Here is a 26,282-nt window from a genome sequence, read left to right as displayed (position 1 = left end):
TGGAGGGGTTGCGTTTCCGGGTGCAAGGTTTCAAGCATACAGGATATGTCGCCGTGCTGTATAATCCGGGCTCCGACTATTTCGAGGTCGAGCTGCAGGACGACATGGGGCATGCCAAAACCCGTGTCGAAGATGTTTGCTTTACAGAACTTGTCGATAAAATCGACGAATTGGTCGAGCGCACCGACAACTATGATGCAGACATCGAGGTCTGGAAGAATACACCTGAATCCGATCCGGATAAACAGGCAGCCAAGGATCTCGGTAAACTGGTTTGCGAGCTTCAGGAGCTCGGTATTGGCGGGGACATTATTATCATCGACTGATCGAGGTGGGGAATTTTCCCCACTTTTTTTGTTCGTGTCTTATTCTTTGTGATGAATCACAAAGAGTCCCTACGCCGCTATGGCAGCCGGCCGCCCGGCAGCCTTCGCCTGCCGTCAGGGCGACCCGGCCGCAGCCCCCTGAACTCGCGTTGCCCGGCGAGGATGCCGCCGGGGCTCGCTCGCGTCCGCCGTCGCTCGGCAAGCTCGCTCGTCGTCCGGGGGAGAGCGGTCGCCTCACTCACAACACGACGCAAAGTTAGCCGAAGTCACGTCGACAGCGGCAAGGATCGGCCTCGGCATGATGCCTCGGCCGCCCGCGTGCACGCTGCGGAAATATTGATCCGCGCGCAGCGCCCTCCGGCTGCGCCGTCGGTAAATATTTCCTTGCGTGTCCTTGCCTATGGTGCAGTCTCCGCGACCGGCTGATCGCCGCATCGCTGTTCCGAGTGTTTCGGCAGTGTAAAACTCCGGCGCAGGAGGATAAAGTCTGCAACAAATCAATGGGACATTCCCAAGTTCTCGAAAAGGTCTCGGCGCACTTCGCCGAACTGCTGGTCTTGAAAATCGAATCCATGACTCAAACGTGGCAAAAGCCGTGGTTCTACGGCCAGGGTCTCCTTCCCTGCAACATCACGGGTAAGAGGTATGCCGGCACGAACCTTCTGACGCTGCTCATGCTTACGGAAGTCAAGGGTTACCGGACTCCGGTATTCCTGACCTTTCGTCAGGCCAAAGAACGCGGCCTGACGGTCAGGAAGGGCTCCAAACAGTTCCCGGTGGTATTCTGGAAACCTTTTTACCAGGCGAATAATCCGACCGACGGTCAGCGCCGGTATCTTACGGTCGAGGAATACAACGCCTTGCCCGAAAGCGCCCGCGCCGAGTATGTACTGCGCTTCAGTTTACGCTATTATCCGGTTCTGAACCTCGATCAGACGGATTTCGAGGAGCGCTTCCCGGAACAGTGGCAGAAGCTCCTGGAGCGTCAGTCGATGACGCCACGTCCGTCGGGGAGCGTGCACCCCGTACTTGAGCGGCTGCTTGCCGCGCAGTCGTGGGTCTGCCCGATCCTCCAGAAGTCGGGAGATGCAGCCTTCTACTCTCCCTGTGACGATAGGATCGTCCTGCCGCGCCAGGAGCAGTTTCACGACCTGGAAGCCTTCTACTCGACCATGCTGCACGAAATGGCCCACTCGACCGGCTCGGCGGGCCGTCTCGACCGCCATTTGGGCGAGCCGTCGACGGCGGCTTACGGCCGCGAGGAGTTGGTCGCAGAGTTCTCGGCGGCCCTGGTTGGCCTCGGCCTGGGCGTGTCGAGCGGCATTCGGGCCGAGAACGTAGCTTACCTGAAGGCTTGGCTGAGGGAGCTGCGCGAGAAACCGGTCTTTATCTTCTCGGTATTGAGCGACGTGCAGCAGGTCGTTCGCTTCTTCGAAGAAGAGCTGTGCATGAGGCTTTTCGATACGGCTCCGGCCGAGAATGGGGCATAGGGGCTTCGGCCCCTTTTGTCGCGGGCTTTCTTTCGGCGCCGGCGTTCGCCGGCGCCTTGATCGCTCCTAAAAAGCACGACTTGCAGGGCATTGCAAGTCGCGCTTTTCTCCACGTCGCGGCAGTGCACCCCTCGCGTTGCGAGGGAGAGCGGTATTTTCTCTCTGGGTCTGACCGGGCTGCGGTTTTACCCGGCCTCTGTCAGAATTCAAGCTTTCTGCGACCTGAAGGGTCACCCCTTACACGTTGCCTTCAGGCCATTCTGATACAAAGTAGTGACCCTGCATTTTGCCGGGCAATGAACCCGTGAAATATTTTCTTAGGCGTCCCTTCGGGAGCTGTGTTTATGATGAAAAAATTTACCCCGGCAGGCCGGGGCACTCTGAAGAAATTTTTTCAAAAATATTTCCCGGAACCCTTGCGCCGGTTCAGCGGTAGAGAGCGGCCGCCTATGCCCATTCCAGAGGAGCGGGCGGCCGCTCCATGTTCATTACAAAATGTCAGCGTCCCATACGAGTATCAGAAAGGCTCTGAAGGCAACGTGTAAGGGGATGACCCTCGTTCTTTGAAATCTTGAAAACATCCGTCGGCAGGGAAATCACAGCCCGGCAAACCTTCGAGAAAATGATAGTTCGATAGAAAGGATAAAGGGCGTGACGAGGATGTTAGCGAGTTTTCGACAACAAGTTCTTTGACGTATTAACCAGCTCCGCTCGATGTGGTCGGCGGATGGCGGGGAGCGAAGCCCCAGCGGAGCGCAAATACAAACATTTAAAATTTTAATGCTATGGAAATATCACTGGATGATTATTTAGGGCAACGAGGGCTGAGGTCTCCGATAAGTGGGTACATGGATGACAAATGGCGAAACATGCGCTTAACGGCTCGGGGGCAAAAAAGATTCGAGAAAGAGGCGGAGGCTGCAATTATTGAATACAGCAAGCTACGCAAAGCCGCCATAGACGAATATAACAATTTGGTGAAATCGGGCGAGATAATCCCGCCGCATGAAACGAAATTGGAAGCCCTCTTGAGTGTGGCCAGAGGACACCCGGATAACGAAGGAACACAAGCAGCCCGTAGGTTGCTGAAAAAAAGATATGGTATAATATCCTGGTAATATGCCGCATAATTCAAATTCTTAAAAAATTACAGCTATGAAAAACGATTCTAACAATGCAGCAAAACAAATGATTGCCCGGTATCCTGACCTGAAACCGTACCCGAAGAGTGCCGCGGAGAATCTGCGCCGCGAATTGCGGGCCGTATTTCCGCAAATTACATTCTCGGTTCGTTATAAATCTTTTTCCGGAGGTGATGAGATAACAGTATCATATGAAGACGGGCCAAAGGTTGAAGAGGTCGAGGCGATCGCTAATAAATACGCCTATGATTCGAGTCAATGCGATGCTATGACCGATTATTACGATTACCGTCCAACGGAATTCACCCGAATTTTTGGCGGTGCAAAGTTTGTGCTGATTCGCCGAGATATGAGCGATCGTGTACGTGCCGATCTGTGTTGCAAAGCGGTAGAGATCGCTCCGGATCTGGCCGACGGTAGAAACGTACGGCGCGAAGAGCTTTTTAGTCCTGGCGAAATGTGTGCCAGTGTCGAATTATTTGAGGCTACTCGCGGGTTGTGCTGGGTTTCAGCCGATTCGATAGCCCGTAATTTATTCAACAAAATGAGTTTTGCGTAGGTAAGGCAGAGATTATTTTACGATTCGAAAACCGGAGCGGGCGACGTCCCGCTCCCTAAATCAAACGATTATGGCACAGGTAGCATTATTAACGAAAGGCATCGTTTACGACACGTCCAGACAGGTCGTGACATTGCACCAGGTGGTCGAACGCTTCATGCTTGGGGACTCTCTTTGTGAGAAGTGCATCGTCACCGAAATCATGTTCGACGAGCATGCCGGCTATACCTACACGCTGATCGGGCTCAAGTCGCTCCGGAACTTCCGCACGCATTTCATCTTCGATGAACACGAGTCGGCCAGCGGATTCTTCGCGGATCTCGCTTACCCGACCTTCTTGGCGGCCGAACAGGTCGAAGAGGTCATTGCCCGTGCGGCGGCCGCCGAGAAGCAGCGCCGCGAGGAAGCAGCTATCGCCCAGCGGCGTTTGCATCGCGGGGCTCTTGTCGTAGACTATTCAGCGAAGGCCCTGGCCATCTTTACCGACGAACCTTCCGATGTGTTGGTTCTGGAGCGTATCAAGGCCAAGCGCAACTCCAGTCTGACTTATCAGGGCCGCAAGGTCGCCGGCTGGATCTTCCCGAAATACCGTCAGGCCCAACTGGCGGCCGTCATGTCGTTGTAATTAAATTCTGCAAATTATGAAAGTAGGTACGAAAAGCCTCCTGTTCGGAGCACATAACATCTTTATCCATCCTTTTCTGGTCTTCATCGCTTGGTGGCGGTTGTACGGATTCCCGGCTGATCCCCGGCTCTGGGTTGCGTTTATCGTCCATGACTGGGGCTATCTGGGCAAGCCGAACATGGACGGCCCGGAAGGCGAAACGCATGTCGAGCTGGGGGCTCGGATCATGCGGATCTTCGGCCGACGCTGGGAAGAGTTCACGCGGCATCATTTCCGGTTCCACTCCCGACGGGACGGCGCTCGGCCCTCGCGGTTGTGCTATGCCGACAAGCTCGCCCTGTGTTGCGAATGGGAGTGGTTCTACCTGTTCCGGACGCGGATCACGGGTGAGCTCGGGGAGTACATGGCGCTTTCGGCCAACGGCAAGTATAGCTGTAAGGAGTATATGAACCGCTCGATCGAGACGCCGCAGTCGTGGTATAAGGCGGTCAAGAGTTTCACCTTGCGCTACGTCGCACAAAACTACCGGTATGGACATCGTTAAGACCATCACGACGAAGATCCGGCGGCATAACTTCACCTTCCGCGAAGGCCGCCGGATCTACTACGGCCTGCAAATGGATACGACCCGTCTGGTCTGGGCTCGGAACCTCTGCGAAGGCTGGCAGATCGACATCGACGGGCGGCGGATCACCGTCGATTGCGTCCTTCGGGAAATCACGATCGGCAATGGCGAAATCATCAACTACTGACACCTTGCGGCGTACAGGTCAGCCGCTATTTTTTACTATGCGAACGATTGTTATAACACACGACGGATTTTGGTATACGATCGAAGATTGGAATTTTGCCCGATGGAAATTGTATGAGAGTACGCAGGGCCGTTATTATTGCGACATGCATGGAATTAAAGTCACCTTTGAAAGTGTGGAGCATTTTCTGGAACTCATGTATGGCCATAGCCGGATCGGGGAGTTTGTCAACTATGAAATCGAAATCAAGGAGTCCGGACGGTAACGATTTTTGTTTTTCTTCCCTTCACTATTCAACACGGCAGCCCGGCCTGCACGGCCGGGCTGCCGATTTCACCTGTTTAAAAAAGCTATCCCAATGAATTCAAACGATAAAATCCGACTTTTGTACATCGACCTGTTCTGCGGTGCGGGCGGCACCTCGACCGGGGTACACCTTGCGCGGCACGGCGGAGATCCTTGCGCCAAGGTGATCGCCTGCGTGAACCACGACGCCAACGCCATCGCGTCGCACGCTGCCAACCACCCCGATGCGCTGCACTACACGGAGGACATCCGTACGCTGGAGTTGGGGCCGCTCGCGGCCCATGCGGCCCGGATGCGCCGCCAGTATCCGGATGCCTTCGTCGTCCTCTGGGCCTCGCTGGAGTGTACGAACTTCTCGCGGGCCAAAGGCGGCCTTCCGCGCGACGCCGACAGCCGCACGCTGGCCGAACACCTGTTCCGCTACATCGAGGCGCTGAACCCCGACTACATCCAAATCGAGAACGTCGAGGAGTTCATGTCGTGGGGCGATCTGGACGAGCGGGGCAAGCCCGTCAGCAGGGATGCCGGGCGACTGTACCGGAAATGGATCGACAACGTGCGAGGCTACGGGTACGACTTCGGCCCCCGCATCCTGAACGCCGCCGACTTCGGGGCGTACACTTCCCGCCGGCGGTTCTTCGGGATCTTCGCCCGCCGCGGCCTTCCGATCGTCTTCCCGGAACCGACTCACACCAAGAACCCGGCACAGAGCGACCTGTTCGGTCAGCAGCTTCGCAAGTGGCGGCCAGTGCGGGAAGTCCTCGACCTTGAGGACGAGGGCGAGTCGATCTTCGACCGGAAGCGGCCGCTGGTCGAGGCATCGCTTGCCCGCATCCACGCGGGGCTGGTGAAGTTCCTCGCCGGCGGGCGCGAAGCGTTCCTCGTCAAATACAACTCGATGAACCAGTCCGGGAAGTATGTTGCACCCGGCATCGACGAACCGTGCCCGACCGTGGCGACGCAGAACCGTCTCGGTGTGGCAAAGGTGTACTACCTCTGCAAGCACTTCGGCGGATCTCCGGAGGGGAAATGCACTGCCGTCGATGCGCCCGCGGGCGCGATCACCTGCCGCGATCACCACGCCTTCGTCTCGGCCTACTACGGCAACGGGTTCAACTCGTCGATCGAGCGGCCGTCACCGACGGTTACGACGAAAGACCGTTTTCAACTGGTGCGTCCGTTCTTCGCCAACTACTATTCCGGCGGCGGCCAGACGTCAGGAACGGACGGCCCGGCTCCGGCCGTCATGACGAACCCGAAGCAGCGGCTCGTCACGCCGTGGATCATGAACACCAACTTCAGCAACGTCGGCAGTTCGCTAGATGCTCCGGCCCAGACCGTGACTGCCAACCGCAAATGGCAATACCTGATGAACCCGCAGTTCGCCTCGGCGGGTGCCGCTACCGATCGGCCGTGTTTCACGCTGATCGCCCGCATGGACAAGCGGCCGCCGCGGCTGGTGACGGCCGAAGCGGACGGCGAGGCGCTGCCCTCGTTCATCAGGCTGGAGGACGAAACGTTGGTTTACGAGATTTACCCGGAAGATACGCCGATGCTGGTGCAGATAAAGGAGTTCATGGCGCTGTACGGACTGGTGGACATCCGGATGCGGATGCTTCGTATCCCGGAGCTGATGCGGATCATGGGCTTCCCGGAGAACTACGTACTGATCGGCACGCAGGAAGAGCAGAAAAAATTTATCGGCAACGCCGTCGAAGTGAACATGGCGCGGGTTCTCTGCGAAGCTCTGGTGGCGAAACTTTACGAGTTGAACATCGTGCCGCAGCGGTTTGCGGCGTAATGGCAGTCCGCTCATATGCTGACAGCTCTGGAGCATTGCTTCAGAGCTGTTGTCGTTTAAGATATCCTCCTGCGGGATGCTAAAATGTAAGTTGGGGCAGTTCAGTGTTACCATTTTTGCGTTTTTTCAAATTCAGTGTTACCATTTTTGCGCGCGAACCCCCTTTCAGTGTTACCAATTTTGTAGCTCTGTGTTACCATTTTTGCGCTTGTATACCTTATATATAATCAGAAAAATATATTTATATATTTTTCTTCTTTTATACAAAATAGAACTCAAAATGAACTCAAAATCTTACGCGTATGCGCGCGTAACGCGTACGCGCGAGGGGAAAAGGAATTTTGTTTATTCGCAATAGGGAAAAGAGTGTTGCAGTTACAGTTTTTTGTGCCTACCGGCTATTATGGCAAAAATTGTTCTTAATGTGTGTTACCATTTTTGCGCTTGAAATTTTGATTCGGGGGCAAATTCCCCTCTTTTTTATGGTCTGTGTTACCATTTTTGCGTTTTTTGTATTGCAACATGCTGATATTTTTGAAATAACATAAGATATTTGGGGGTGTTTGTGTGTTACCATTTTTGCATATTATATTTGCAATTTACTGATATACATATTTTTATGTGTATTTTTTGAGTTTTGCTCTCATCAGTGTTACCATTTTTGCGCTTCAGTTATGCAAAGTGTTAATTATCTGTAATTTGTCCAATATCTATCTTGCGATAAAAACGGTCTGTGTTACCAATTCTGCATTTTTATTTTATAACATATTGTACTTTAATTGTTTATGTGCTTTTTTGTTGTGAAAATATAGTCAAAAATCCTAATCTGCTGTATCTGCCATATAATTTTGCGATCTGCATGTTTTGGGGAAATAAAAAGTGTAAGCAGCCTGTTGGTTGTTTTGTCAGTTGAGACCTTATCGAGACAGAAGCGCCTATGTCCAGTGCCTTAGGTTATGTTCGGGCTTGCTACCCGTTGATGATTCCTGATGAAACCTGCACGGTTGTAACCCCTGTCCAAGCCCGGGGCATTTGCTTTATCGGCAAAAAAAATGCTATCTTTGTCGTTGGAGGTGTAAGGTATTTGCCGATAACGGCAGAAATGAAATCATATGAATTATTTTTCGGTCAGTGAGATCGCCCGAAGATGGGTCGTGTCGGAGCGTACGGTGCGCAACTGGTGCGCCGTAGGTAAGATTAAGGGGGCCTTCTTAACGGGCAAGACGTGGAATATCCCGGAGGATGCCGTGCGCCCGCGGCGCGGCAAGGAGAAACCCCACAGCGACAATCCGCTGCTCAACATCCTGAAAGAGCAGAAGGACATGCAGCTCCGGGGCGGCATCTACCACCGTGTTCAGATCGAGTTGACCTACAACTCCAACCATATCGAGGGCAGCCGGCTCACGCAGGAGCAGACTCGTCATATTTTCGAGACCAATACGCTGGGCGTTACGGATCAGGCGGTCAACGTTGATGATGTGATCGAGACTTCGAACCACTTCCGCTGCATTGACCTGGTAATCGACAAGGCTGCTTCCGGACGCCTGACCGAAACATTCGTCAAGGAGTTGCACCGCATTCTCAAGGCGGGTACCTCCGACAGTCGCCGCACGTGGTTCCGCGTCGGGGAGTATAAGAAACTTCCCAATGAGGTCGGGGGACAGGAAACCACGCCGCCCGAGCAGGTCGCAGCGCAAATGAAGGCGCTGCTTTCTCACTACAATGCCCTTACGAATAAAACTCTTGAAGACATCGTGGCGTTCCACCATGCTTTTGAGTGCATTCACCCCTTCCAGGATGGCAACGGCCGCGTGGGGCGGCTTATCATGTTCAAGGAGTGCCTTGCCAACCGCGTCGTGCCCTTCATCATCGACGAGGATCTCAAGCTGTTTTACTACCGGGGGCTGCACGAGTGGGATCGAGCCCACGAATACCTGCTGGATACCTGCCGCACGGCTCAGGATAACTTTCGGGCGGTGATGCGGTATTTCAAAATTGAAATGTGAGATAATATAGATAATTATGGCAACTGACCAACCTGTACTGTACTTTCCGGTAAACGATAATCCACAATTAATGTTATTTATAACATTTTTACGTTTGAGTGCAGGTAAAAAATGGGGAGGGGCGAAACCGCCCCTCTTCTTATATTTTTCGCGCCTTCAGGAATGTGGATGATGTCACCCTGAAGAACAATCCCCGTTCCCCGTTGTCTTCGACCATTTCAATCAGCAAAACCCTGTCGTTGGAGAAATTGAATTTGTCGAATTTATAGACTACGGTCATCGTCTTTTTGTACTCGATGGTGTGTGCCGGGACGTAACTGCCTGCCGGCGTCAAATCTGTCCGGTCAAAGGAGGTCATTTTGCCCTTCTTTTTGGTGATAACTGCGAAGCCGCAGTAGTTGTAGGTGTACGGCAGCTCGCTGTTATTGGTGATATCCAATTTGAAATATACGTAATTATCTCTGGTGTATATACCCTTCAGGAATACTTCCATTGCCTTGTCCGCAACTCCATTTTGAGCCACGATGAAATCCCGTTGCTTCAAAATTGATTCATATTCTCCCGTTTCTGGTAGCACTGCGGCTTGAGTCGGCGTTTTATCTTCTGCTGGTTGTGAACGCAAAGAGGGCGAAGACTCCTGCCCTGGCTCCAATGGCTTCTGCTCGTTGACGTAGATCCTGTCGGCAATGTCGATGATGTAGGCATTCTTCTCGCTCTTTTCCGTATAACACAGGTCGAGCATGTAGCAGCTCGTATCCTCTGTAATGATGGATAGGTTGGTACTCGGAAAGTCTGTCAGGCATTGGATATAGAGGATATTGTCATACTTGTCGAGGGCAAAGTAATTGGGATTGAATCCCCCGCGGATCTTGGCGATCTTATCCGGGAAGATGATCTGGCAGACTTTGTTTTGCTGGAGAGGTATTTGTTCAGGTTTTGCTCCATACCCCGATGTGGTCAAACAAACGAATACGATGGCGAAAATATAATTTTTCATTACTTAAAAGTGTTATTTATAACATTTTTATTTCGGCAGGCCGGGCCGGAGAAAGACCTTTTGGTTGTCGAAGAATGATACATATGTTTCTTTGCGTGAGCGCCCCGCATTTGAAATGTCTCGGACGACGGAGCCGACCAGTCCGCCGGTCACTGTTGAGATCTTCCGGTCGATCGCCGACGCTGCGGCCGAACTTGTGGCATCGCCTACGATCTTCTGGTTCTGGTCATTTTGGACTGGCAGTCCCGGACTGCCGTCTTCAGAGTATCCGGAAAGCTCCAGAGAATATATTGCAGTGCCGAATTTTATGGATTCGACAGTGACCTGTACCCGATTATTGTTTAGTGCGATCTGTGCATATATTATGGAATTTCGGGGAATGACCTGTCCGTTTGAAAGAATTACCGATGTGTCGATACGCAGTGCCAGCCTATTGCCGACCATTACGGTTTGCGGCCCGTGTATGAAGGCCGGAATCTCACTGGGTGATGCAATGGAGACTGCTGCATCGGAATTCGTGTTCATTGGATCTTGCAGATCCGAAAGGTTGAATCCTTCTTCCATTAGTTTCTTTTGTTGGGCAAGGATTTCATCTTTTGTCAGCGGACGCGATGGCTCGGTCTGGGACTCGTCTGTGGCCGTGGTATTGGGTTGATTCTGCGACTGTGAATTGTAGATCGCATCGAGTTCCTGCTGAATGGCAGTTTTCTCCATGGCGTTTCGTTCTGCGGCCGGAGTGTAACTCGTCGTTGTGCCGGGAACTTGTGAACTATGCGCAACAGGGGAATGTGTTTCTCCCTTTGGCGTTTCAGGAACAAATATGGCATCGAAAGATATTTTTACATCTTCAGGCACTGTCTTGCTCTGGCTATTTGCGAGTCTTTCCTGATAGAGTTTTTCATCGGTACCCCCTTGTGTCCGGGGTGTTTCAGCCACAATGTCAAATGCAATATCTTCAGATGCCACCCTCTCATCTGTACTGGTGTTCGACTGTATTGATAGTACTCCTCGGATTATAAGTCCGAATATCAGTATAAGCACAACGGCCATACCTAATAGTAAGATTATTTTTTGCTTATTACGATCGTACCATTTTTTGAATTTATCTGTTCTGCTGCTGTCCATCCTGTCGTAATTTTAGTGCGTAATTGACCCGGGCAATGTATTGTCCTGTTTTAACATGAGCATGTCGCGGTCGCTTTTTACTCCAGCCGAAATTTCCGGCAAAGAAAGTGTTTATGGTGTAGATCACGATCACGAATAATATGTCGATAATGATGAAGAGCCTCCACATCGAGGAGGCCGCTGCACCAAGAACGCTTGTGACCAGTACTGCAAGCACAAGGAGAAATATCCCCAGCGGAAGTTTAAATACGGGGGGGATAAACGCAAAGTCTGCATCTGTATCGTGGTCTCTGGGGCATTTTAGAGTTTTTGCGTGATGAAATCTGCAATCGAAGAGGCAAACAACATTACTGAAAGGCCGATAATGAGATATCCCAGCTTTGTTATAACATCTTTCGTTTCTTTCTGGGATAACTCTTGACCGGACATAATACTTTTTGTGGCCGTACTCAACCCTATTTTGATTACAGCGATAAGGGCGATCAAGCCAGCCACGATTTGTACGCCATTTTTGATTACACCCTTTAGCTTTGTCGTGGCTGCTATGTCCTGTCCGCCGGCAGCCCACAGAAAGATTGGGATGAAAAGTAAAATTGGCAGTAAAACAATGATTTTCCGTTTCATAATGCTATTGTTTTAAATTAAAGTTTTTGAAGTCGATTTTCGTGATGGCGAGTGCATGCGGATTCTCCCTGGTTCTTTCTTTTGTTTCCTCGAGATAGAATGTGATGGAGACTTCGTAAATCTGCGGTTTACTATGTACTTCCGAGGTGATCGTTACCGTGAATATGGCGTCTACCGCCAGCGGATTCTCTGCGACACACTTCAAGTCGGTTATCTGCACGCTTTGGGAAATGTTGTATTGGCGCATGTTCGTAAACCAGTTGTCCTTGTCGAACCGCTGTTTGAGTGCGTATATTGACGAGTTTCCAAGGGCATAGGTGCTGCTTATGCGTTGCTCATAGGTGTATTTGTCGATGTCGAAGAACAGCATGATGAAGAGCCGTACATGTGCTTCTGCCTCGATCTTGCAGAACTCGGCGGCCCTAATCCGGGTTGCGATCGCTACGTCACCGTCCTGATTGAGTATGTAAGCCGAGGAGGTTGCCTGTAATATCCTCGTTTCAGTATGGATATACATCGCGGTCATTAATATTGCGCAGACTATGAGTATCGCGATGATACCTTTTCGATAGAAGCCGACAGCGTTGTCGAGCTGTGTCAGATGTTCAAAGATTTTCATGGTCTTTTATTCAAAGTATCGTCCGGATACTCCTTTTTTTTGTTTCAGATAAGTTTCCTTGAAGAATTGTCCGGATGTTACCGAACGACTCTTGAGTATTCCCCAAGTCATCGCGCCGACTGTCATGAACGAAGTGGTAATTTGTTGGGGAAGTTGAGCTGCGGCTTCAGAACCACCGACACAAAGAACTGTCAGCGTCGGAGCGCAGAGATAGGCCGCTCCGAAGGCGAATGCCATTAATGCTATTCCCAATTGCGCTACGGAAAGTGAATTGCTGGCGACATCGAAGAGCAAAAGGTTCTGCAATATTTCGATGGCCGCGATGATGAAACTCATCATCGTTACCGTTATGTAACTTTGCCACCATGCGCCGATGGTCTTTTCTGCTCCGTATATAAAGGACAGGGCGACCGCAACGGGGAAAGTAATTCGTAGCAATGCCTTAATGATAAGTACAAAAAAGGTAATTATCAGCTTGCAGAATGCTCCGACGATGAGACATATATTTGCGAGCAATTTGACCAAGCCTCCTTTGATCAGACTCCAGAGAGATTCTTTTTTATTGTCCTCGTTGAAGTCCGAAGCATTGTCTATTTTTGCTCCATTATAGTTCCTTTTCGACACTCGGGCTTGGGCGCGTTTAACATTTCTTATGTCATTTTCACTCAGTGCGTACTCGCTTGCTTCAATGCGGCCGAGGCCATCGCTTTTGTCAATTGCGACCTGCATAGCATCTTGTCTGTTCGGATATAGATATTCAATGGCGGTTTCCCCGAAAAAATCAACCGCAGGTATTATGCAATAGCCGAATATGAGTATTAGGAATAGATGTACGCACCTCATTATCTCAGCTTGTAAATCTTTTCCGGTTTTTTCTCTGAGAGCGAATAATGCTCCGTTTACTATAAGGAAGAACATTAATCCTGCTCCGAGGACGCCATAATAACTGCCTACTTCTGAGGAGAGGAGCGTTAAAAAGTTTGAATTGAAGTAGGTTTCGAACTGGGTGGTGAACGAATTGATTATATTCGCGAGACCAGAAGTGAGTATTGGGTTCATTTTTTTCGATTTGTTAAATATTCATCGAGTTCGTACATCCCCAGCTCGTGTTGTTTGCGATTGACTGAACATATGAGATAGGTGTGGTAACTACAAATGATGCCATATGTATCGTCCATTTGTTTACGGACATCATCGAGATATCGCGCCATTTCAGTGAGTGTGGTTTGTGCGCCGGATTGCATACTATTGAGTAAGTCTTTCAGATCACCCATTGCCCCGTCCATGATATTATTTACGGACAGTTTCCCGTCTTGATCCGCTTGGCCGAAGACGACCTTATTCAGAACTGCCACATGGTAGCTGGCCTCTTCGTCTTCGAAATAAATGCTGTTGTCATATATATATTTTATGGTTTCGAGATACTCGATGTATATCTCGTGAGTTCGTGACGAGACCCGGTATAGTCTGTTCCCGGCGTTATAGACTTTGGCGAGAGAACTTGTGAGCTGTATTGATTGCTGGGTGATTTTCTTCAGGTCGGATATTTCCATTCCCGACGCTTCGGACAGGGCTTCCAATGCTCCGAGGTACGGAGTGAGGAATCCTATCAGAGCTGCTGCATCCTGCCCGAATTGCGCTTTTGTCGGGAGTGGGTGTAGTAGCACGCCGGCCAGAATGATGATGAGTATTTTTTTCATAGGCAAAGGTGTTATTTATAACATTTTTACATTACTTGTTTTGGGCATGGCAAAAGGCATTGATGGCCATCTGCACGTTGCCGTTATATTGGTCGATGTATTTCTTTATCGTGGCCTTGTGTTCTTTCGATGTCGTATAAAGGGCAAGTTCTTCCTGGGAAAGTTGCACGATATATTCTGTGGTATGTGTGCCTTGCCGGATACATATCGCGTGGTCGGATTTCTTCATCGACAGGATGATCTCCAGATCCCGGGAGGTGAGTGATAATTCTGATCGATATTTCTCGAGGTTAGACTCCTTGCCTTCGTGCGAGAGGAAGAACATGGTGTCGGAATTGTTGATGATCGCCTCGTGGTGTTCCGAGTGTATAATGTCGGGCACATCTTGGACGATCAGCCCGATGCCGCTGTCCTCTTTTCTGATCGTTTTGTACAGGTATTTGATGAAATCTCCGAAGTAAGGATCATCGAGGAGTTTCCATGCCTCGTCGAGCCAGAAGATTTTATATTTCGTGGGGGCTTCGGCCAATACTTTCTTGGCCATGAGCATAACCAGATAAAGTACAATTTTGTAGATTGATTTAACATTGGATACAGCTTTCAATTCGACAATGCACATGCGCAACTGGGGAGCGAGGTTGAGTGAATTGTTTTGGCTGTTCAACAAAAGCGACCATTCTCCTTCTTTGCTGTATTGATGCAATACGAGTTCGAAAGAATCGAAATCGAAATATTTGTCATTTAAAGTCCCTCGCTCGTGCTGCTGTATGATATACTTATAGAAGGAATCGAAATTGACGTACTCTGTTCGCTGTTCATAGCGGAGAGAGTAGAAATCGTACAATAGCTTTTTGATATATGCAGTTTTGCCGGGATCGTCTTTTAATCCGAGTCCATTGTTTTGATCCCATAACAGGAGTATCAGGCTTGTCAGCATTTCGAGTTCCGGAACCAATAGTTTTTCCGAATCGTTTTTCGGATCGACGAACGGAATCAGAAACGGGTTGAACGATAACTCCTCTCCCGTAGGCGTCATTCGCATATACCCGGATTTCTCTCCCATGAGATAGTGCAGCATTTCATAGCTTTCCCCATCGTCGAGAATGAAGTTGAAATATTCGTCGGTTTGGACAAGGCCCGAGATCAATTTGTTTGCGGACACCGATTTCCCACTCCCCGATGGGCCGATAGCTGTAAAATTTCGATTAGAGATCTGTGAGTTTCGCATAGTCTCGTTGAAGATATCGACGACGACAGGTTTCCCATGTGTATCGTTCAGAACGATACCGTCTCGGGCTTGGGCATAATCGGCTTCGAGATTTGAAAAAACAGTGACTTCATCGAGAAAAGTCGGATACATGTCAAGCGGGAATTCAAGCCCCGAACAGCATCCGCCGATCGACGACATGAAGATATGCTCGAAGTCCAGTGATAGCCGTGTCGGGGCGATCTGCATTTTTTCCAGTGCGATGTCTAATTTATCCTCGATCGCGGTTTCTTCATTTTCAGGATAAATCAGGAAGGCATTGAAATGGTGATATACAGGGAGGCTTTCTCCCGTTTCTATGATCTCGGCCATCGTTTCGGCCGATGCAATGTGCGACGCGGCTGCCTTACCCAGAAAAGCAATGTTTCGGGTAAAGGTTTTCAGATGCTTTCTTATTGCAACGGGATCCTCCCGGCTTATGATGTTGTTTATTATTTTGTAGCATGGAACACTCCAGCACAGGGGCGATACCAGAGCGTTAAACCGTTGTGCATAGGGACTGCTGGTTGCATTGTTTCTCACTTTATCCCGAAGTGATTTGATGTGCGGATCTGCGAGAACTGCGATGCCGGCCATCTTGTAGTTTCCGAATTTTTGATCTTGAAACGAGAGGTCGAGGGCGCATCGTCCCTGCATGGAGAAGAAGTCCCGGAGGTATTCCAACCAATCCTTGTCGTCCATGCGCCTTGGGGAGAATTGAGAGAGCGCAGCTCTGAAGCGTTTTATGACACTCACTATTTTGTCGATCGCCTCGTCCGAATAGTCGCTTTGTATCGAAATGCTTTTTTGTTTGGTTATGAACATGTATGATTTGTTCGAGAGCCACCGCTTCCCATTGTACATGCGGTTTACGGTTTTCGAGAGGTAGTTGTCGTAGTGCGGCAGATCCTGCGGTGCATAATAGATAATATCCTGTTGGTGGAAAGTGTATCCTTCGTCAAGATCTTTGATCGCAGCTTCCAATTGCGTATACAACCGCATTCCGTCCCCCGAGCCGTCGTCTCTGAAATCAGCCTTTGAGAGTGTGTCGTATTCGGGTAGTGTCAATATAAAGCCGACGGTTACGCTGCCATCTTTAGCTATGGCATAGCCGTCGCCGATCCTGTATATGGGAATGATGTTTTCCAAGTTCGTCCGTGCCATGACTTATTCTTCAAAAAGGTCGCGTGTGTTGAAATCTCGTTGGGGTAAAATCGTAGTGATCTCTTCTTCGGTGCCGGTGATCTGCTGGATGATCCTTTTGTCATGCTTTATATCATCATCCGAAGAATGCAGCGTTGAGTCGTAATCGACCGGGATCATCGCCAGAATTCTGTCCAGTTTCGATATTATTTCGTCTTCGACCGGGGGGATTTCCTTGACGGCCATTTCAGGGATAGATTTGACTGGCTTTTTCCGATAGAAATATACTGCAATGTATAGCAAAGTGAGGACGACGATTATCAGGGCGATCTCGATTAAAAAAGAGTATTTGATATATGTGTCCATTTTATTTTCTGTGCGTAGTACGATTGGAGATAAGGTAGTCCTTCAGCATGTTGTTGCTGTCGGTGAGCAGAGATTTAATCGCCGTATGAGTAGGGTTCAACGGCCCGTCAGGATTGAAAAAAAGTGCAAAAATGTTATTTATAACATTTGTAATAGGTATCTCTCCGAGAATAGCTATTGCTCGTATTCGGTGTAGGTATTCTTCGCAAATCGGGTACGCTGTACGCGAATTCTTGTAGTTCTGTCGGATGAGGATCTGCGTCGCGATTTTTTGCAGATCCAAAGCGGATTCGTAGTCATGCTGATTCTCTCTCTCCGGTTTGGGCATTGGTTCTGGGATAGACGCAGGTTTAGGTTCAGATGCTATTTCCTTCCCCATTGCGCTTTGGTCTTCTGTGGGGGCTTCTGGTACAATCAGCTCCGCAGATCCAGCCAGATCCTGTATACTCTGGTATTTGCGCCTACTTGCCATTTGTAATCTTGATTATTTCTGCCGCCATTTCTTGTAAATAAGGTTTGACCACGGAGTAGGTGCCGAGGTTAAGGTTGACCTTGAGGGATGCAGGAATGACCGTGTTACAGTCGTTCAGGGGAGAGTAGGGAATCCTTGCTTGTAGGAATGGGATTCCGTAGTCGTTGAAGAGGCGCTTTTCTGTGGAATTTGTTTTCCGGAGCCGGGATACCTCGAACTTATTCCAAAGAATATATTTCGACTGCAAGTCGATCGGAAGTCCTTGCAGGGTTTTTAAAAAACATTCTGTACCCAGTACATCACTCGGGTTAATCGAGGTGGGGATGAAGATGTGTTGTACTAATTGCAGAAATGCGCCGGTACCATCTTGTGTCAACGTTCCGGGGAAGTCGATAAAAACATAGTCATATTCCTGATACTGTATATTCTCCAATGCTCTGGATATTTGTGTGTCGTTTCCCAGATCGACATATTGCATTTTGTAGGTTTTGAATCCTGCGTCGATGAGCAATGCGTAGCGGCGCTGAAACTGGCCGATCTCGGTCTTTTGTCCGAGATCCATCGCCAAGAACTCCGGAGAGGTTTCTTTGTATGACAGTTGCTCTATATCTCGTTTCCGCTTTGCCGTATTGGTTTGTTGGGGGTCGATATCGACGACCAGAACGTTAACTTGTTTGCCTGAGTGCAGCAGGTGCCACAGGATTATTTCGTTGGGTAAGATGTTGGTAAGGACGGATTTTCCCGCACCACCCTTTTGCGTCATGAACGCGCATATTTTACTGTCGGTTGCCATCTCTTGGGGATTATCTTCTGAGCAAAATTATCGTGTCATTTTTTGCGAATGAAATTATACATCGTTTTTGAGGCGAATTCTACATGTGTTTTCGGGATTTATTTAATGGATTAATTAGCTTAATAATTAATTAGTTAAATAATGAATCCAATAATTCGTGTATTAATGTGCGAGATCGTTGGAAAGGCAGTATTATTTGGTTATCGTAGTGACGGACAGCTACTTTTGCTTTGGGGGGCGAAAAAAGTGGCAAGATGTGAGTTTGTCGGACAAACTCTCACAACAACCTGCTCCGCAGCCTGTTGCATCTTGCGTCAATGCTCCGGAAGCGGTGCATTTGACGAAAATTTGCCCTTCGGTTAATTTTTGAATTAGGAATATGGATGATAAAAGAAACCATAGAATTTACTGCCGTTTGACATCTGCCGAATATGGTCGGTTTAAGACGGAGGTCAGAAAGACGTATCTGTCGGAATCCGAATATATCCGTCGCAAGTTGCTTCATCCCCAAATGCGTATCCGCAGCAGGGAGGAAACGGATCTGTTGAATTTCGTTATCGGATCACTGTCGCAGGTCAATAACAATATCAACCAGATTGCGCGGGTTATGAATGCCTTGAAGGGAAGCGGGGCTGTTGTGATCGGCAGCGTCGCTCAGAGGCAGCTCAACCAAGTCGAGGCCATATTGAAGGAGTGGAATACGTTTGAAGGCCGCCTCCGGCAAAGTCTGAAGTCGAAATGATTATTAAGATTATACGGAAGCCTCCGAAACCGGGCAATAGGGGAACCCGGGCGCGGGGCTTCGCAGCTCTGCTCCATTATCATGATCGACATGAAAGCGAGCTATGCCTTACGGAGAATATTATTGGCAATACTTCGGTTGAACTTGCCCAGTACTTTATGGATGTCTCTACACGAAGCTCGTCCCGGGTCAAAGATCCGGTTTTTCATGCCGTTGTCAGTTTTGCCTACAATGAAGTAGATCCTGCGCCGGAGGTGATTGAGGCAATGGCCCGACAGTATCTTCAAAAAATGGGATATGCAAATCAACCCTGGGTAATGTATCGTCACACGGATAAACAGCATATTCATTATCACATTATTTCCAGTCGGGTTGATGTGCGAAGTGGGAAAGCTATTTCGAGTAGTTACGAGGGATTACGGACGAAGACCGTGCTGGATCAGCTTGCGCCATTATTCGGATACCAGGTAGGCAAAGGAGCGGATAAACGTCAGCAACAAAATCAGGGATTGATCCGCGAGATAGATCAAGTAGTCCAAAAAGTCCTGCTTGAAGATCAACCATACAGCATGTATCGGTTTTGCCAAGCGTGCGAAAAACGAGGACTGAAGGTAAAGAAATTGCCTCGAGGATATGTTATCTCGCAGGGTAACTCTTATCCTGTTGCCCTGTCAAAATTACCTGTTTTTGCAGAGCGCAGGTTATCGCATATTTTAAGAGCAGTCAAGCAGGAACGAATCCGTGAAATGCGGTATATCCGGAAATGCCTGTACATGGTTCTCCGGAATATGCCTCAGATTGATATGCAGTCCGATATGGCGGCTGAATTGTTTGGGGACAAGCTACTGAATCAGTTGGCGCAATACAATATAAATGTTATTTATAACAGAAATAGCGCCGGAATAGTCGGAATTTCTTTTGGCCGGCCGGACTTGACTTTCAAGGGGAGCGAGCTGAAGCTGTCATGGGAAACGATCCTACATTATGTTCGGAGCAAGAGGGGGGTATCTGCAAAGAAGAAACCTATCCTTCAAACAACTGTCCGGCCGCAGGCAGCACACCTCCAGACGCTCGTACAGGGAGCCGCAGTTGGGAAGAAAATAGCTGAAGACGAAGAGGAAAAAAAGCGTCGCGGACAAGCCGAGCAGGAAATATAATTCATGGTTTATGCTATTGTGTTGATATATAGATACATGCCAGCTCTAAAATATTATAGTATTTAATATAAATAATTTATATTATTCAAATAATTGAAATTATTTGAAATAATCTGTTTATATTTGCTGAGAAGGCATAATCACAAAACACGAAATAACAATGGAAGCATCACAGACTTTTAAAGACAAGAGAAGCCGGCTGACAAAAGAACAAAGAGAGCGGGTTACTCCGGAACTGGTAGAGGAGATCATGGAAAAGCATGTGTCACCTGAACATTGGCCGTCGTTTCGAAGACGGCATAAAGCCGAGTTTCGGAAAATCGCCGAAGGCTACGTTTCTCAGTGTATGACTTTTTCAGCCAAAGATACAAAGAGGCCCTATAAAGCACGGATCAAAGGGTTGTTGGTGAGTGAGGTAAATGGTGAGGAAAGGATCTCCTTTGATTTTCTGTTTGCCCAGCGGAAATTGGTCATTCCGAATCGTATGCAGATCAAGAACGGTCAGGATGCGATCAATATATCCGACGAGCAGATTGAAAAGTTGAAGGCCGGAGCCTTCCTTGATGAGCTTTTAGTTTCAGAGAAGGGGGCAAAGTTTTTCGCCGAGGTCGATACCGAACTTAACCGTCTTGCTATTGCTGAAGCGACGTATGTTCGTGCCCCGAAGACGCTGCACGGTTCAATTCTTACCCCGGAACAGAGCAATGCCATTATGAGCGGAAAGTCTATGGAGTACGAACGTGAAAACCCCAATGATAAATCGCAGGTATTCGTTCTCAAAGCCCGTTACAGTCCGATTTATTATACGATCAGGTCGGAGTCGGTTCTCGATAAGGATGGGAAGCCTCTTGTTCGGAGTGTATCCGTATCTGTGGATCCGAGTCAAACACTCCAGTCGGTAGAAGAGGCGGTTAAGATGTCTGCTCAAAAAACGAAAAAACGGGTTAGTCAACAAAGACAGATGTGATATTGAATAATCTTGGTTATTATGGATGTATATATCAGTGGGAAAATCAGCGGAAAAACCCAGCAAGAAGCAGAGGCTGATTTTGGGAAATATGCAGAAATCATCCAGGCCGCCGGTCATACTCCCGTGAATCCGATGAAGAACGGCCTGCCTTTCGATGCTCCCTGGGAAGATCATATGGAACGCGACCTTGAAATGTTACGCGCGAGTGATGCTATCTGTTTATTGCCGGATTGGGTCGAGAGCTGCGGAGCGAAGATCGAGTTGCACCAGGCACTTGAGATCAGGATGCCGGTTCTCAATGACTCGAATCTTCGTCTGTACCTCGAACAAGCCAATCATCAGGGAGTTCAACAGGAAGATTCCCGTAGTAAGATTCTGCGCAATATAGAGAGGAGCTACAAAATGCAACAAGGGACGATAAAAGATCCGTCACAGAAACATAACCTTTAAATGAGCAATTATGAAAATTGTCCTTGGAGAAGCGAAAGAAGAGTATGATACCGATGTGCAGATGGCCGTTACACGTCAGTTAATTCTTCGTGTTAATACAGAAATAAAACCGGAGGAAGCCTATGTGGTTTCGGAAATAACCTATTCCCAACGTACGGGCTATTCGTATACGCTGATAAATACTCAAACAAAAGAGAGGCGTACGACAAATTTAATTCGGCCTCTTAGTAAACGGTTTGGTGTGGGATTTTATAAAGATGATGTGCGTATGATGTTAATGCCGGAACCCGAGTTCAAAAGATTATGTGAAGGGGCGCAAAACATAGTCAAGAAAGAGGAAGTGAAAAAAGATAAAACACGGTATCAGCTCTCAAATGATTATCAAGGCTCCAGATACGATTCCAAGCTCACAACTAAAGAAATTGCAATTAAGATCCGTGCATATTGCAAAACTCAGTATCCGGATTATAAATTTTCTGTACGTGTGGATCGTTCTGAAATAAATGTCAAGATTCTTTCAGGCCCCCAAGAGATCCGGGCAGGAAAGGGACTTGCTAAGGGAAACTGGCAAACAATCGGGATTACGGACTTTTATAAGGACTGGTTATCTGAGGGAGCCTATAAAATGTTATATGATATAACGCAGTATGCAAAGTCATACAATCGCTCTGATACTGATATTCAGGATGATTACTTCGACGAACATTTTTATTTTCGATTGGATATTGGTGCTTGGGATCGGCCATATACTGTAACGCCTGAAATAAAGCCGCAGACCGGGATAACAAAGTCTGGTACTTTACAGAAAATTGAGTCTCGGATCGTATCTCAGCCGGAAGCGAATCATCGATCAGGCCCGGAAAAAACCATTTAAATATACAATTATGTATGCACACTTTGAGGGCACATCGCAGGAACTTGCCGACCTGCAAAACGATGTGAGTGCTGCGAAAACTGCACTTGAATTACATAGAGAATTCAATATCCAGTACGCAAATGTTGCCGCTCACCGGAATCCGACCTTCTCAATGTATGAATACCTGATGGAAAAGTATGAGGCTCTCAATAAGCAGCGAATTGCCGAGGGGATAGAGCCTTTGAAGCTATCTGCTCTTGAGGCCCGTTATCAAGAATTGAAATCGGGATCTTTATCTACATCGGAATCATTGGCATTCATTGAACGATGTTTAAAGACGTCGGAAGTCGGACGTCAGTCCAATCAGAATAAGAATAACTCAATTCCTGCAAAGGGGAGAACCAGCAGCGATTGAGTTACTGTCTGAACTTGGGAAAATGTTATAAATAACACGAAAAGCTATGGCAACAATAAACTTCAGGATCGAAGCCCCTATTGCAAAATATGGGACTCGATTACCAGTCGTTGAAAACCGGCTGGTATGGCTTATCAAGGATTTCATTCGGGATGCTGAACAGATTCAAGGTTTGTCGGTCGGCATGAGCCATGTCGAATTTGCAGATGGAGCGTATTTTACCAATGTGTCGATTAAGAACGAGTGGTATGAATCTGCGCGAGGATTGAAAAAATTGGCCCGGAAATATGATCCGAATTATGATAAGCGTGCGCATCAGGCATTTCCTGCTATGTATGCCACCGACTTATCTTCGTTGGGTGAAGAAATTGTGCTGCACTTCCAAAAAAGCTGTGACCAGTTGATCGTTGATCGGTATGCAGGCATTATCAAGAATGAAATAGGATCGCTTCACACAGAGTTAGGAAAGGATGTGTTGATACGGAACATCAATGAAGACAATTCTTTATTTTTTGTCTGTCGGGAAGTAGACGGGAAAGAGAAAGTCGGGATTGTAGCTAAATACGGACAAACTCTTATCCCGCTGAAATATGACGATCTGAAGGAAATAAGAAACGGTTATTACTTAGCTAAAGAAGCTGGGAAATTTGGCGTTGTTACGCTTTCAAACAAGGTTGTTGTGCCTCTGAAATATTTTAGGCTGCATATATTTCCACTTCAATTTTCTTGGGAATCATTGCATAATAGTATAAAGAAAGACTACCTGCTTGTGGCAGGGAAAGAGACGGGTGATGGAATTCGTTACGGGGTAGTCAACCTCAAAGGGGAGGTGAAAATACCGTTTGAGTTTGAAAGTTTAGAAGTGCAGTATAACTGGGAACAACGCTTTGTCAGATATGGATTCATGGTTGCGCAGAAAGATGGCAAGTATGGGATGATAGATAAGGAAGGAAGTGTTATAATTCCTTTCGAGTATGACCATCTTGGCCAAAACGGATATTCCAAAGAATATTTTGAGTTTGAAGACGGATATTTGGGTGCGGTCAAGGATAATAAATTTGGGGTTGTCGATGTAAACAATAATGTCGTGATCCCATTCGATCGTTCAAAAGACGCTCTTCTCGACATGGTTTATCCTGATGTCTATTTTCTATGTCGTCCGACGAATAAAACTCCTGAACAGCGAATCGCTGATTTAGCTGAACTTGAGAACGGACTTATTAAGCAGGATTGGGAATGCTATAAGAAGAATTACTTGTCTGGGAGTTATATGCGGGAACAATTGGATAAACTGAGAATACTATATTGCAATATTGACGATCGGGATGCTGGCAAAGCAAATGAACTATGGGATAAATACTCCCGGAATGGATTATCCCGTATTCCAGACTTATTTGAAGACAGTAATGGCAATCTATGGCGAACACAGAACTATATGATGGAGATTGCTCACTTGGAAAAACCAAGTGCCGATAATGCGGTTGGAGTTTTCCTTTCTCCCCGCGAGCGTATGCAGCGGATAGAAAAGGAGCTTCGGGATATAGAGAATCAAGAAATAATGGGGGTGCATTACGGTGAGTTTCCTCCGGAACGGGTCGATTCTGAGATAAGTGCAAAACTGCTTGAGAACGACAGAAGAATTGAAGAGCTGCACGATTCTTACAGGGTGATCAGAGCAAATTATCGCAAGTACAGAGCGCGTGGCTCTGAGCAGCAAGACCGAGGCGGCCTATCGAAGACTTTGCAAGTTGTCGAAGGGCAAATCCATGTCAAACGTAGCAAAGCCGAACATGTCCATAATGATAACGCGAACATATTGGCAAAGTGACAACGGAGACTGACCAGTGCAGACCTGAAAATTAAAAATATTATATCATATCATGATATGTGTGTCGCTGCTTTAGAGGAAGGTTTTTTTGAACCGGACGGAGGAGAGTATAATCGAAATAAGGAGCGTCAGCTGGCCGAGATTGGACGTGAAATAGATGCCTTGTATGAGCAGTTGGATCGTGCGGAAGCAAATGTCCGGAAGTTTGCTCCTCCCCTTGAGAGGCGGAAAGACATATTGGCTCCGACGACCACTCTGTATAATATTGAGCAGGGGATAAAAGAGAAAATGTCAAAACCCCGATCATCCCCAACCTGCGAACAGAAGATGTAAAAGTGTAGTCTTTTAAAATACTCTTGATCCCATGGCAGTTTTAATCTCGATTAACCAAAAGGGTCGTGTTGGAAAATTTTTGTCATCCAATCGTGGGATGGTTCACATGGGGAGACGATTACTTGAACGATCATAGCTGTGAGCATTTTATACGAGAGATTAAGCAACATATTCATAATTTTTTTGATTGAAAAATTTAATAAACCATGATTGATTATAAAGAAGCGAAGAAATACCTTCTTCCAACATTATTGGATTATGGCTTCAAGGAGCGTAAAGACAAATCGTGTAAATCATGTCTTGTCTTCTCGGACGGCTCGGAAACACTTTTGGTGTATCGCAACCAGAGAGGAATCTACGATCATTATGTCAATAAAAGTGCGTCTGACGATTATGGGGATGCCGTTCACTTCATTATGAAGCGGATACTCAATAAAACGACCAATCTGTCCGCAGAAGATTTTTGCAAAGTGGAGGCTGAGTTGTCACGGATTGCCGGGCTTGGTGTAATTAAAGATGTTATAAATAACACATCTACGATACAGGAAAAGCAACCGTTCGATATTTCAAAGTATACGGTAGAGCGCCTCGATCTCGCGGCTGTTCCCGGGGCATGCCGGCGGTTTTTCGAGCAGCGCCATATTGATCCCGGGCAACTGGCTCCGTTCAAGTCCGTGATAGGTATCCTTGTTAGCGACCGCGGGTTTAGGCAACCGTTGTTCTATTGGAAAAATATGGACGGGAATATAATCGGGGCGCAGTATAAATATATCAAGGACAATGTGTGTCAGAAAAGGTTTCTGAAAAATACCGATCGCAGTAATTCTCTTTGGATGACTCCTATCGAGGGTAGCAAGGCGCTGTTCGTTACGGAAGATCCGCTCGATGCAATCGCGCATAGCCAACTTTTCCCTGGCGCCCGATATGCTTACCTCTGTACCGGAGGAACATCGACCAAAGCCCAGCGGGAGATGATTCATAGCTTTTCTCAGAAATTTAAATTGCCTATCATCCTCGGAAACGATAATGATTTAGCCGGACAGTTGGAAAACTTTAAACTTGCATATCATACGGCCAATATTGAGTATGCCATCAATAGTAAAACGCAGCGGGTTCTTCTTACCGTCAATGGCGCGGAGCGGGAATGGGGAAAGGATGAAATAGTTGCTGCCCTACAAGCAGTAATGAAGCAGAGGCCGAATATGATCCTGTCAATACCATGGGCAAAAGATTGGAATGATGATCTACGGAGTAGTAAGAAGTCTATCTCCTTGCGAATTGCTGAAAATATGGTTCGAGCGCAGATCGAGACAACCAAATCAGAACAGCGGGGAATGATCGCCGGGAAATTGCCCTAATACTTCTGCTATACTGCTGGAGTTTCGGAACTGGGTTAAAAATGTTATAAATAACATTTTAATAATCATATGTTTATAGGA

Annotated in this window: 28 protein-coding genes and 1 pseudogene; 19 read left to right on the top strand and 10 right to left on the bottom strand. The window is 47.8% G+C overall.

The features are described 5' to 3' along the window. The 10 genes and pseudogenes from HMPREF9720_RS15600 to HMPREF9720_RS04655 all read left to right on the top strand — a co-directional run. A pseudogene (locus tag HMPREF9720_RS15600) lies at positions 1-326 on the top strand (hypothetical protein); the annotation flags it as partial. A 500-nt stretch (positions 327-826) separates the two neighbouring features. Continuing rightward, positions 827-1,816 (top strand): ArdC family protein, encoded by a 990-nt coding sequence (locus tag HMPREF9720_RS04700; RefSeq protein ID WP_039939874.1) that lies wholly within the window; start codon positions 827-829, stop codon positions 1,814-1,816. Positions 1,817-2,601: 785 nt separating this feature from the next. Continuing rightward, positions 2,602-2,934, top strand: a complete 333-nt coding sequence (locus HMPREF9720_RS04690; RefSeq protein WP_014774406.1) for a hypothetical protein — start codon at positions 2,602-2,604, stop codon at positions 2,932-2,934. A 37-nt stretch (positions 2,935-2,971) separates the two neighbouring features. Further along, positions 2,972-3,517, top strand: coding sequence for an LPD29 domain-containing protein (locus tag HMPREF9720_RS04685; protein WP_014774407.1), 546 nt, complete (start codon positions 2,972-2,974; stop codon positions 3,515-3,517). A 127-nt stretch (positions 3,518-3,644) separates the two neighbouring features. After that, positions 3,645-4,142 (top strand): hypothetical protein, encoded by a 498-nt coding sequence (locus HMPREF9720_RS04680; RefSeq protein ID WP_237959213.1) that lies wholly within the window; start codon positions 3,645-3,647, stop codon positions 4,140-4,142. Positions 4,143-4,158: 16 nt separating this feature from the next. Next, the gene (locus tag HMPREF9720_RS04675; RefSeq protein WP_009597050.1) at positions 4,159-4,686 is read left to right on the top strand and encodes a hypothetical protein; all 528 of its coding nucleotides are present in this window, start codon (positions 4,159-4,161) and stop codon (positions 4,684-4,686) included. After that, entirely contained in the window at positions 4,673-4,894 is a 222-nt protein-coding gene (locus HMPREF9720_RS04670; RefSeq protein ID WP_009597012.1) for a hypothetical protein, read from the top strand. The genes HMPREF9720_RS04675 and HMPREF9720_RS04670 overlap by 14 nt, the downstream gene beginning before the upstream one ends. Further along, the gene (locus HMPREF9720_RS04665) at positions 4,872-5,159 is read left to right on the top strand and encodes a hypothetical protein (RefSeq protein WP_254654358.1); all 288 of its coding nucleotides are present in this window, start codon (positions 4,872-4,874) and stop codon (positions 5,157-5,159) included. Before HMPREF9720_RS04670 ends, HMPREF9720_RS04665 begins: the two co-directional genes overlap by 23 nt. 93 nt (positions 5,160-5,252) lie before the next feature. Continuing rightward, positions 5,253-7,001: a DNA cytosine methyltransferase gene (locus tag HMPREF9720_RS04660; protein ID WP_009597003.1), complete on the top strand. Its 1,749-nt coding sequence runs from the start codon at positions 5,253-5,255 to the stop codon at positions 6,999-7,001. A gap of 1,112 nt (positions 7,002-8,113) precedes the next feature. Next, a complete protein-coding gene (locus HMPREF9720_RS04655; protein WP_009597002.1) occupies positions 8,114-9,007 on the top strand; it encodes a DNA-binding protein in 894 nt (297 codons plus the stop codon). Between the two features lie 139 nt (positions 9,008-9,146). Here HMPREF9720_RS04655 and HMPREF9720_RS04650 read toward each other — a convergent pair whose 3' ends face one another. The 10 genes from HMPREF9720_RS04650 to HMPREF9720_RS04605 all read right to left on the bottom strand — a co-directional run bounded on the left by HMPREF9720_RS04650 (position 9,147) and on the right by HMPREF9720_RS04605 (position 18,092). Then, complete coding sequence (locus tag HMPREF9720_RS04650) at positions 9,147-10,004, bottom strand: DUF4138 domain-containing protein (RefSeq protein ID WP_009597017.1); 858 nt, start codon at positions 10,002-10,004, stop codon at positions 9,147-9,149. Between the two features lie 27 nt (positions 10,005-10,031). Continuing rightward, complete coding sequence (traM, locus tag HMPREF9720_RS04645; protein ID WP_009597037.1) at positions 10,032-11,129, bottom strand: conjugative transposon protein TraM; 1,098 nt, start codon at positions 11,127-11,129, stop codon at positions 10,032-10,034. A gap of 300 nt (positions 11,130-11,429) precedes the next feature. Further along, positions 11,430-11,753, bottom strand: coding sequence for a hypothetical protein (locus tag HMPREF9720_RS04640; protein ID WP_039939868.1), 324 nt, complete (start codon positions 11,751-11,753; stop codon positions 11,430-11,432). Between the two features lie 4 nt (positions 11,754-11,757). After that, the gene (locus HMPREF9720_RS04635; RefSeq protein ID WP_009597073.1) at positions 11,758-12,372 is read right to left on the bottom strand and encodes a hypothetical protein; all 615 of its coding nucleotides are present in this window, start codon (positions 12,370-12,372) and stop codon (positions 11,758-11,760) included. 6 nt (positions 12,373-12,378) lie between these two features. After that, the gene (locus HMPREF9720_RS04630; protein ID WP_014775586.1) at positions 12,379-13,431 is read right to left on the bottom strand and encodes a hypothetical protein; all 1,053 of its coding nucleotides are present in this window, start codon (positions 13,429-13,431) and stop codon (positions 12,379-12,381) included. Further along, positions 13,428-14,072, bottom strand: a complete 645-nt coding sequence (locus HMPREF9720_RS04625) for a hypothetical protein (protein WP_014775587.1) — start codon at positions 14,070-14,072, stop codon at positions 13,428-13,430. Before HMPREF9720_RS04625 ends, HMPREF9720_RS04630 begins: the two co-directional genes overlap by 4 nt. A 31-nt stretch (positions 14,073-14,103) precedes the next feature. Continuing rightward, a complete protein-coding gene (locus tag HMPREF9720_RS04620) occupies positions 14,104-16,482 on the bottom strand; it encodes a TraG/VirB4 family ATPase (protein ID WP_009597004.1) in 2,379 nt (792 codons plus the stop codon). Between the two features lie 3 nt (positions 16,483-16,485). Continuing rightward, positions 16,486-16,707, bottom strand: coding sequence for a hypothetical protein (locus HMPREF9720_RS15815; RefSeq protein ID WP_227042954.1), 222 nt, complete (start codon positions 16,705-16,707; stop codon positions 16,486-16,488). A gap of 121 nt (positions 16,708-16,828) precedes the next feature. Then, positions 16,829-17,299 (bottom strand): hypothetical protein, encoded by a 471-nt coding sequence (locus HMPREF9720_RS04610; RefSeq protein WP_039939865.1) that lies wholly within the window; start codon positions 17,297-17,299, stop codon positions 16,829-16,831. Next, positions 17,289-18,092: a ParA family protein gene (locus tag HMPREF9720_RS04605; RefSeq protein ID WP_039939863.1), complete on the bottom strand. Its 804-nt coding sequence runs from the start codon at positions 18,090-18,092 to the stop codon at positions 17,289-17,291. Before HMPREF9720_RS04605 ends, HMPREF9720_RS04610 begins: the two co-directional genes overlap by 11 nt. Before the next feature lie 379 nt (positions 18,093-18,471). On the opposite strand from HMPREF9720_RS04605, the gene HMPREF9720_RS04600 reads away from it, so the two are divergent. The 9 genes from HMPREF9720_RS04600 (at position 18,472) to HMPREF9720_RS04560 (ending at position 26,201) form a co-directional block, all read left to right on the top strand. After that, entirely contained in the window at positions 18,472-18,834 is a 363-nt protein-coding gene (locus HMPREF9720_RS04600) for a plasmid mobilization protein (RefSeq protein ID WP_039939861.1), read from the top strand. Continuing rightward, entirely contained in the window at positions 18,831-19,991 is a 1,161-nt protein-coding gene (locus HMPREF9720_RS04595) for a relaxase/mobilization nuclease domain-containing protein (protein WP_009596993.1), read from the top strand. The genes HMPREF9720_RS04600 and HMPREF9720_RS04595 overlap by 4 nt, the downstream gene beginning before the upstream one ends. A gap of 160 nt (positions 19,992-20,151) precedes the next feature. Next, a complete protein-coding gene (locus tag HMPREF9720_RS04590) occupies positions 20,152-20,958 on the top strand; it encodes a hypothetical protein (protein ID WP_009597010.1) in 807 nt (268 codons plus the stop codon). Between the two features lie 21 nt (positions 20,959-20,979). Next, positions 20,980-21,411 carry a DUF4406 domain-containing protein gene (locus HMPREF9720_RS14790; RefSeq protein WP_050805078.1) on the top strand — a complete coding sequence of 144 codons (432 nt, stop codon included), beginning with the start codon at positions 20,980-20,982 and terminating at the stop codon, positions 21,409-21,411. Positions 21,412-21,421: 10 nt separating this feature from the next. Further along, the gene (locus HMPREF9720_RS04580; RefSeq protein ID WP_009597021.1) at positions 21,422-22,285 is read left to right on the top strand and encodes an LPD29 domain-containing protein; all 864 of its coding nucleotides are present in this window, start codon (positions 21,422-21,424) and stop codon (positions 22,283-22,285) included. Positions 22,286-22,295: 10 nt separating this feature from the next. Then, a complete protein-coding gene (locus HMPREF9720_RS04575; RefSeq protein ID WP_009597024.1) occupies positions 22,296-22,682 on the top strand; it encodes a hypothetical protein in 387 nt (128 codons plus the stop codon). Positions 22,683-22,728: 46 nt separating this feature from the next. Then, on the top strand, positions 22,729-24,510 hold the full coding sequence (locus HMPREF9720_RS04570; RefSeq protein WP_009597051.1) for a WG repeat-containing protein: 1,782 nt from the start codon (positions 22,729-22,731) through the stop codon (positions 24,508-24,510). A 57-nt stretch (positions 24,511-24,567) separates the two neighbouring features. Continuing rightward, positions 24,568-24,843, top strand: coding sequence for a hypothetical protein (locus HMPREF9720_RS04565; protein WP_039939859.1), 276 nt, complete (start codon positions 24,568-24,570; stop codon positions 24,841-24,843). Between the two features lie 206 nt (positions 24,844-25,049). Then, complete coding sequence (locus HMPREF9720_RS04560) at positions 25,050-26,201, top strand: toprim domain-containing protein (protein WP_009596994.1); 1,152 nt, start codon at positions 25,050-25,052, stop codon at positions 26,199-26,201. Positions 26,202-26,282: the final 81 nt, after the last annotated feature.

Source organism: Alistipes sp. HGB5, assembly GCF_000183485.2.
In the GTDB taxonomy this organism is placed as follows: Bacteria; Bacteroidota; Bacteroidia; order Bacteroidales; family Rikenellaceae; genus Alistipes; species Alistipes finegoldii.
This window is presented reverse-complemented; position numbering and strand designations above follow the sequence as displayed.

Bases quoted from the DNA above. Each gene is read 5' to 3' on its own strand.
- HMPREF9720_RS04600 (WP_039939861.1), top strand. From the start codon at position 18,472: ATGGATGATAAAAGAAACCATAGAATTTACTGCCGTTTGACATCTGCC.
- HMPREF9720_RS04665 (WP_254654358.1), top strand. From the start codon at position 4,872: ATGGCGAAATCATCAACTACTGACACCTTGCGGCGTACAGGTCAGCCG.
- HMPREF9720_RS04635 (WP_009597073.1), bottom strand. From the start codon at position 12,372: ATGAAAATCTTTGAACATCTGACACAGCTCGACAACGCTGTCGGCTTC.
- HMPREF9720_RS15815 (WP_227042954.1), bottom strand. From the start codon at position 16,707: ATGGCCGTCAAGGAAATCCCCCCGGTCGAAGACGAAATAATATCGAAA.
- HMPREF9720_RS04610 (WP_039939865.1), bottom strand. From the start codon at position 17,299: ATGGCAAGTAGGCGCAAATACCAGAGTATACAGGATCTGGCTGGATCT.
- HMPREF9720_RS14790 (WP_050805078.1), top strand. From the start codon at position 20,980: ATGGATGTATATATCAGTGGGAAAATCAGCGGAAAAACCCAGCAAGAA.
- HMPREF9720_RS04580 (WP_009597021.1), top strand. From the start codon at position 21,422: ATGAAAATTGTCCTTGGAGAAGCGAAAGAAGAGTATGATACCGATGTG.
- HMPREF9720_RS04660 (WP_009597003.1), top strand. From the start codon at position 5,253: ATGAATTCAAACGATAAAATCCGACTTTTGTACATCGACCTGTTCTGC.
- HMPREF9720_RS04685 (WP_014774407.1), top strand. From the start codon at position 2,972: ATGAAAAACGATTCTAACAATGCAGCAAAACAAATGATTGCCCGGTAT.
- HMPREF9720_RS04575 (WP_009597024.1), top strand. From the start codon at position 22,296: ATGTATGCACACTTTGAGGGCACATCGCAGGAACTTGCCGACCTGCAA.
- HMPREF9720_RS04605 (WP_039939863.1), bottom strand. From the start codon at position 18,092: ATGGCAACCGACAGTAAAATATGCGCGTTCATGACGCAAAAGGGTGGT.
- HMPREF9720_RS04620 (WP_009597004.1), bottom strand. From the start codon at position 16,482: ATGGCACGGACGAACTTGGAAAACATCATTCCCATATACAGGATCGGC.
- HMPREF9720_RS04690 (WP_014774406.1), top strand. From the start codon at position 2,602: ATGGAAATATCACTGGATGATTATTTAGGGCAACGAGGGCTGAGGTCT.
- HMPREF9720_RS04670 (WP_009597012.1), top strand. From the start codon at position 4,673: ATGGACATCGTTAAGACCATCACGACGAAGATCCGGCGGCATAACTTC.
- HMPREF9720_RS04630 (WP_014775586.1), bottom strand. From the start codon at position 13,431: ATGAACCCAATACTCACTTCTGGTCTCGCGAATATAATCAATTCGTTC.
- HMPREF9720_RS04625 (WP_014775587.1), bottom strand. From the start codon at position 14,072: ATGAAAAAAATACTCATCATCATTCTGGCCGGCGTGCTACTACACCCA.
- HMPREF9720_RS04675 (WP_009597050.1), top strand. From the start codon at position 4,159: ATGAAAGTAGGTACGAAAAGCCTCCTGTTCGGAGCACATAACATCTTT.
- HMPREF9720_RS04570 (WP_009597051.1), top strand. From the start codon at position 22,729: ATGGCAACAATAAACTTCAGGATCGAAGCCCCTATTGCAAAATATGGG.
- HMPREF9720_RS04700 (WP_039939874.1), top strand. From the start codon at position 827: ATGGGACATTCCCAAGTTCTCGAAAAGGTCTCGGCGCACTTCGCCGAA.
- HMPREF9720_RS04560 (WP_009596994.1), top strand. From the start codon at position 25,050: ATGATTGATTATAAAGAAGCGAAGAAATACCTTCTTCCAACATTATTG.
- HMPREF9720_RS04565 (WP_039939859.1), top strand. From the start codon at position 24,568: ATGTGTGTCGCTGCTTTAGAGGAAGGTTTTTTTGAACCGGACGGAGGA.
- traM (WP_009597037.1), bottom strand. From the start codon at position 11,129: ATGGACAGCAGCAGAACAGATAAATTCAAAAAATGGTACGATCGTAAT.
- HMPREF9720_RS04650 (WP_009597017.1), bottom strand. From the start codon at position 10,004: ATGAAAAATTATATTTTCGCCATCGTATTCGTTTGTTTGACCACATCG.
- HMPREF9720_RS04590 (WP_009597010.1), top strand. From the start codon at position 20,152: ATGGAAGCATCACAGACTTTTAAAGACAAGAGAAGCCGGCTGACAAAA.
- HMPREF9720_RS04640 (WP_039939868.1), bottom strand. From the start codon at position 11,753: ATGAAACGGAAAATCATTGTTTTACTGCCAATTTTACTTTTCATCCCA.
- HMPREF9720_RS04655 (WP_009597002.1), top strand. From the start codon at position 8,114: ATGAATTATTTTTCGGTCAGTGAGATCGCCCGAAGATGGGTCGTGTCG.
- HMPREF9720_RS04595 (WP_009596993.1), top strand. From the start codon at position 18,831: ATGATTATTAAGATTATACGGAAGCCTCCGAAACCGGGCAATAGGGGA.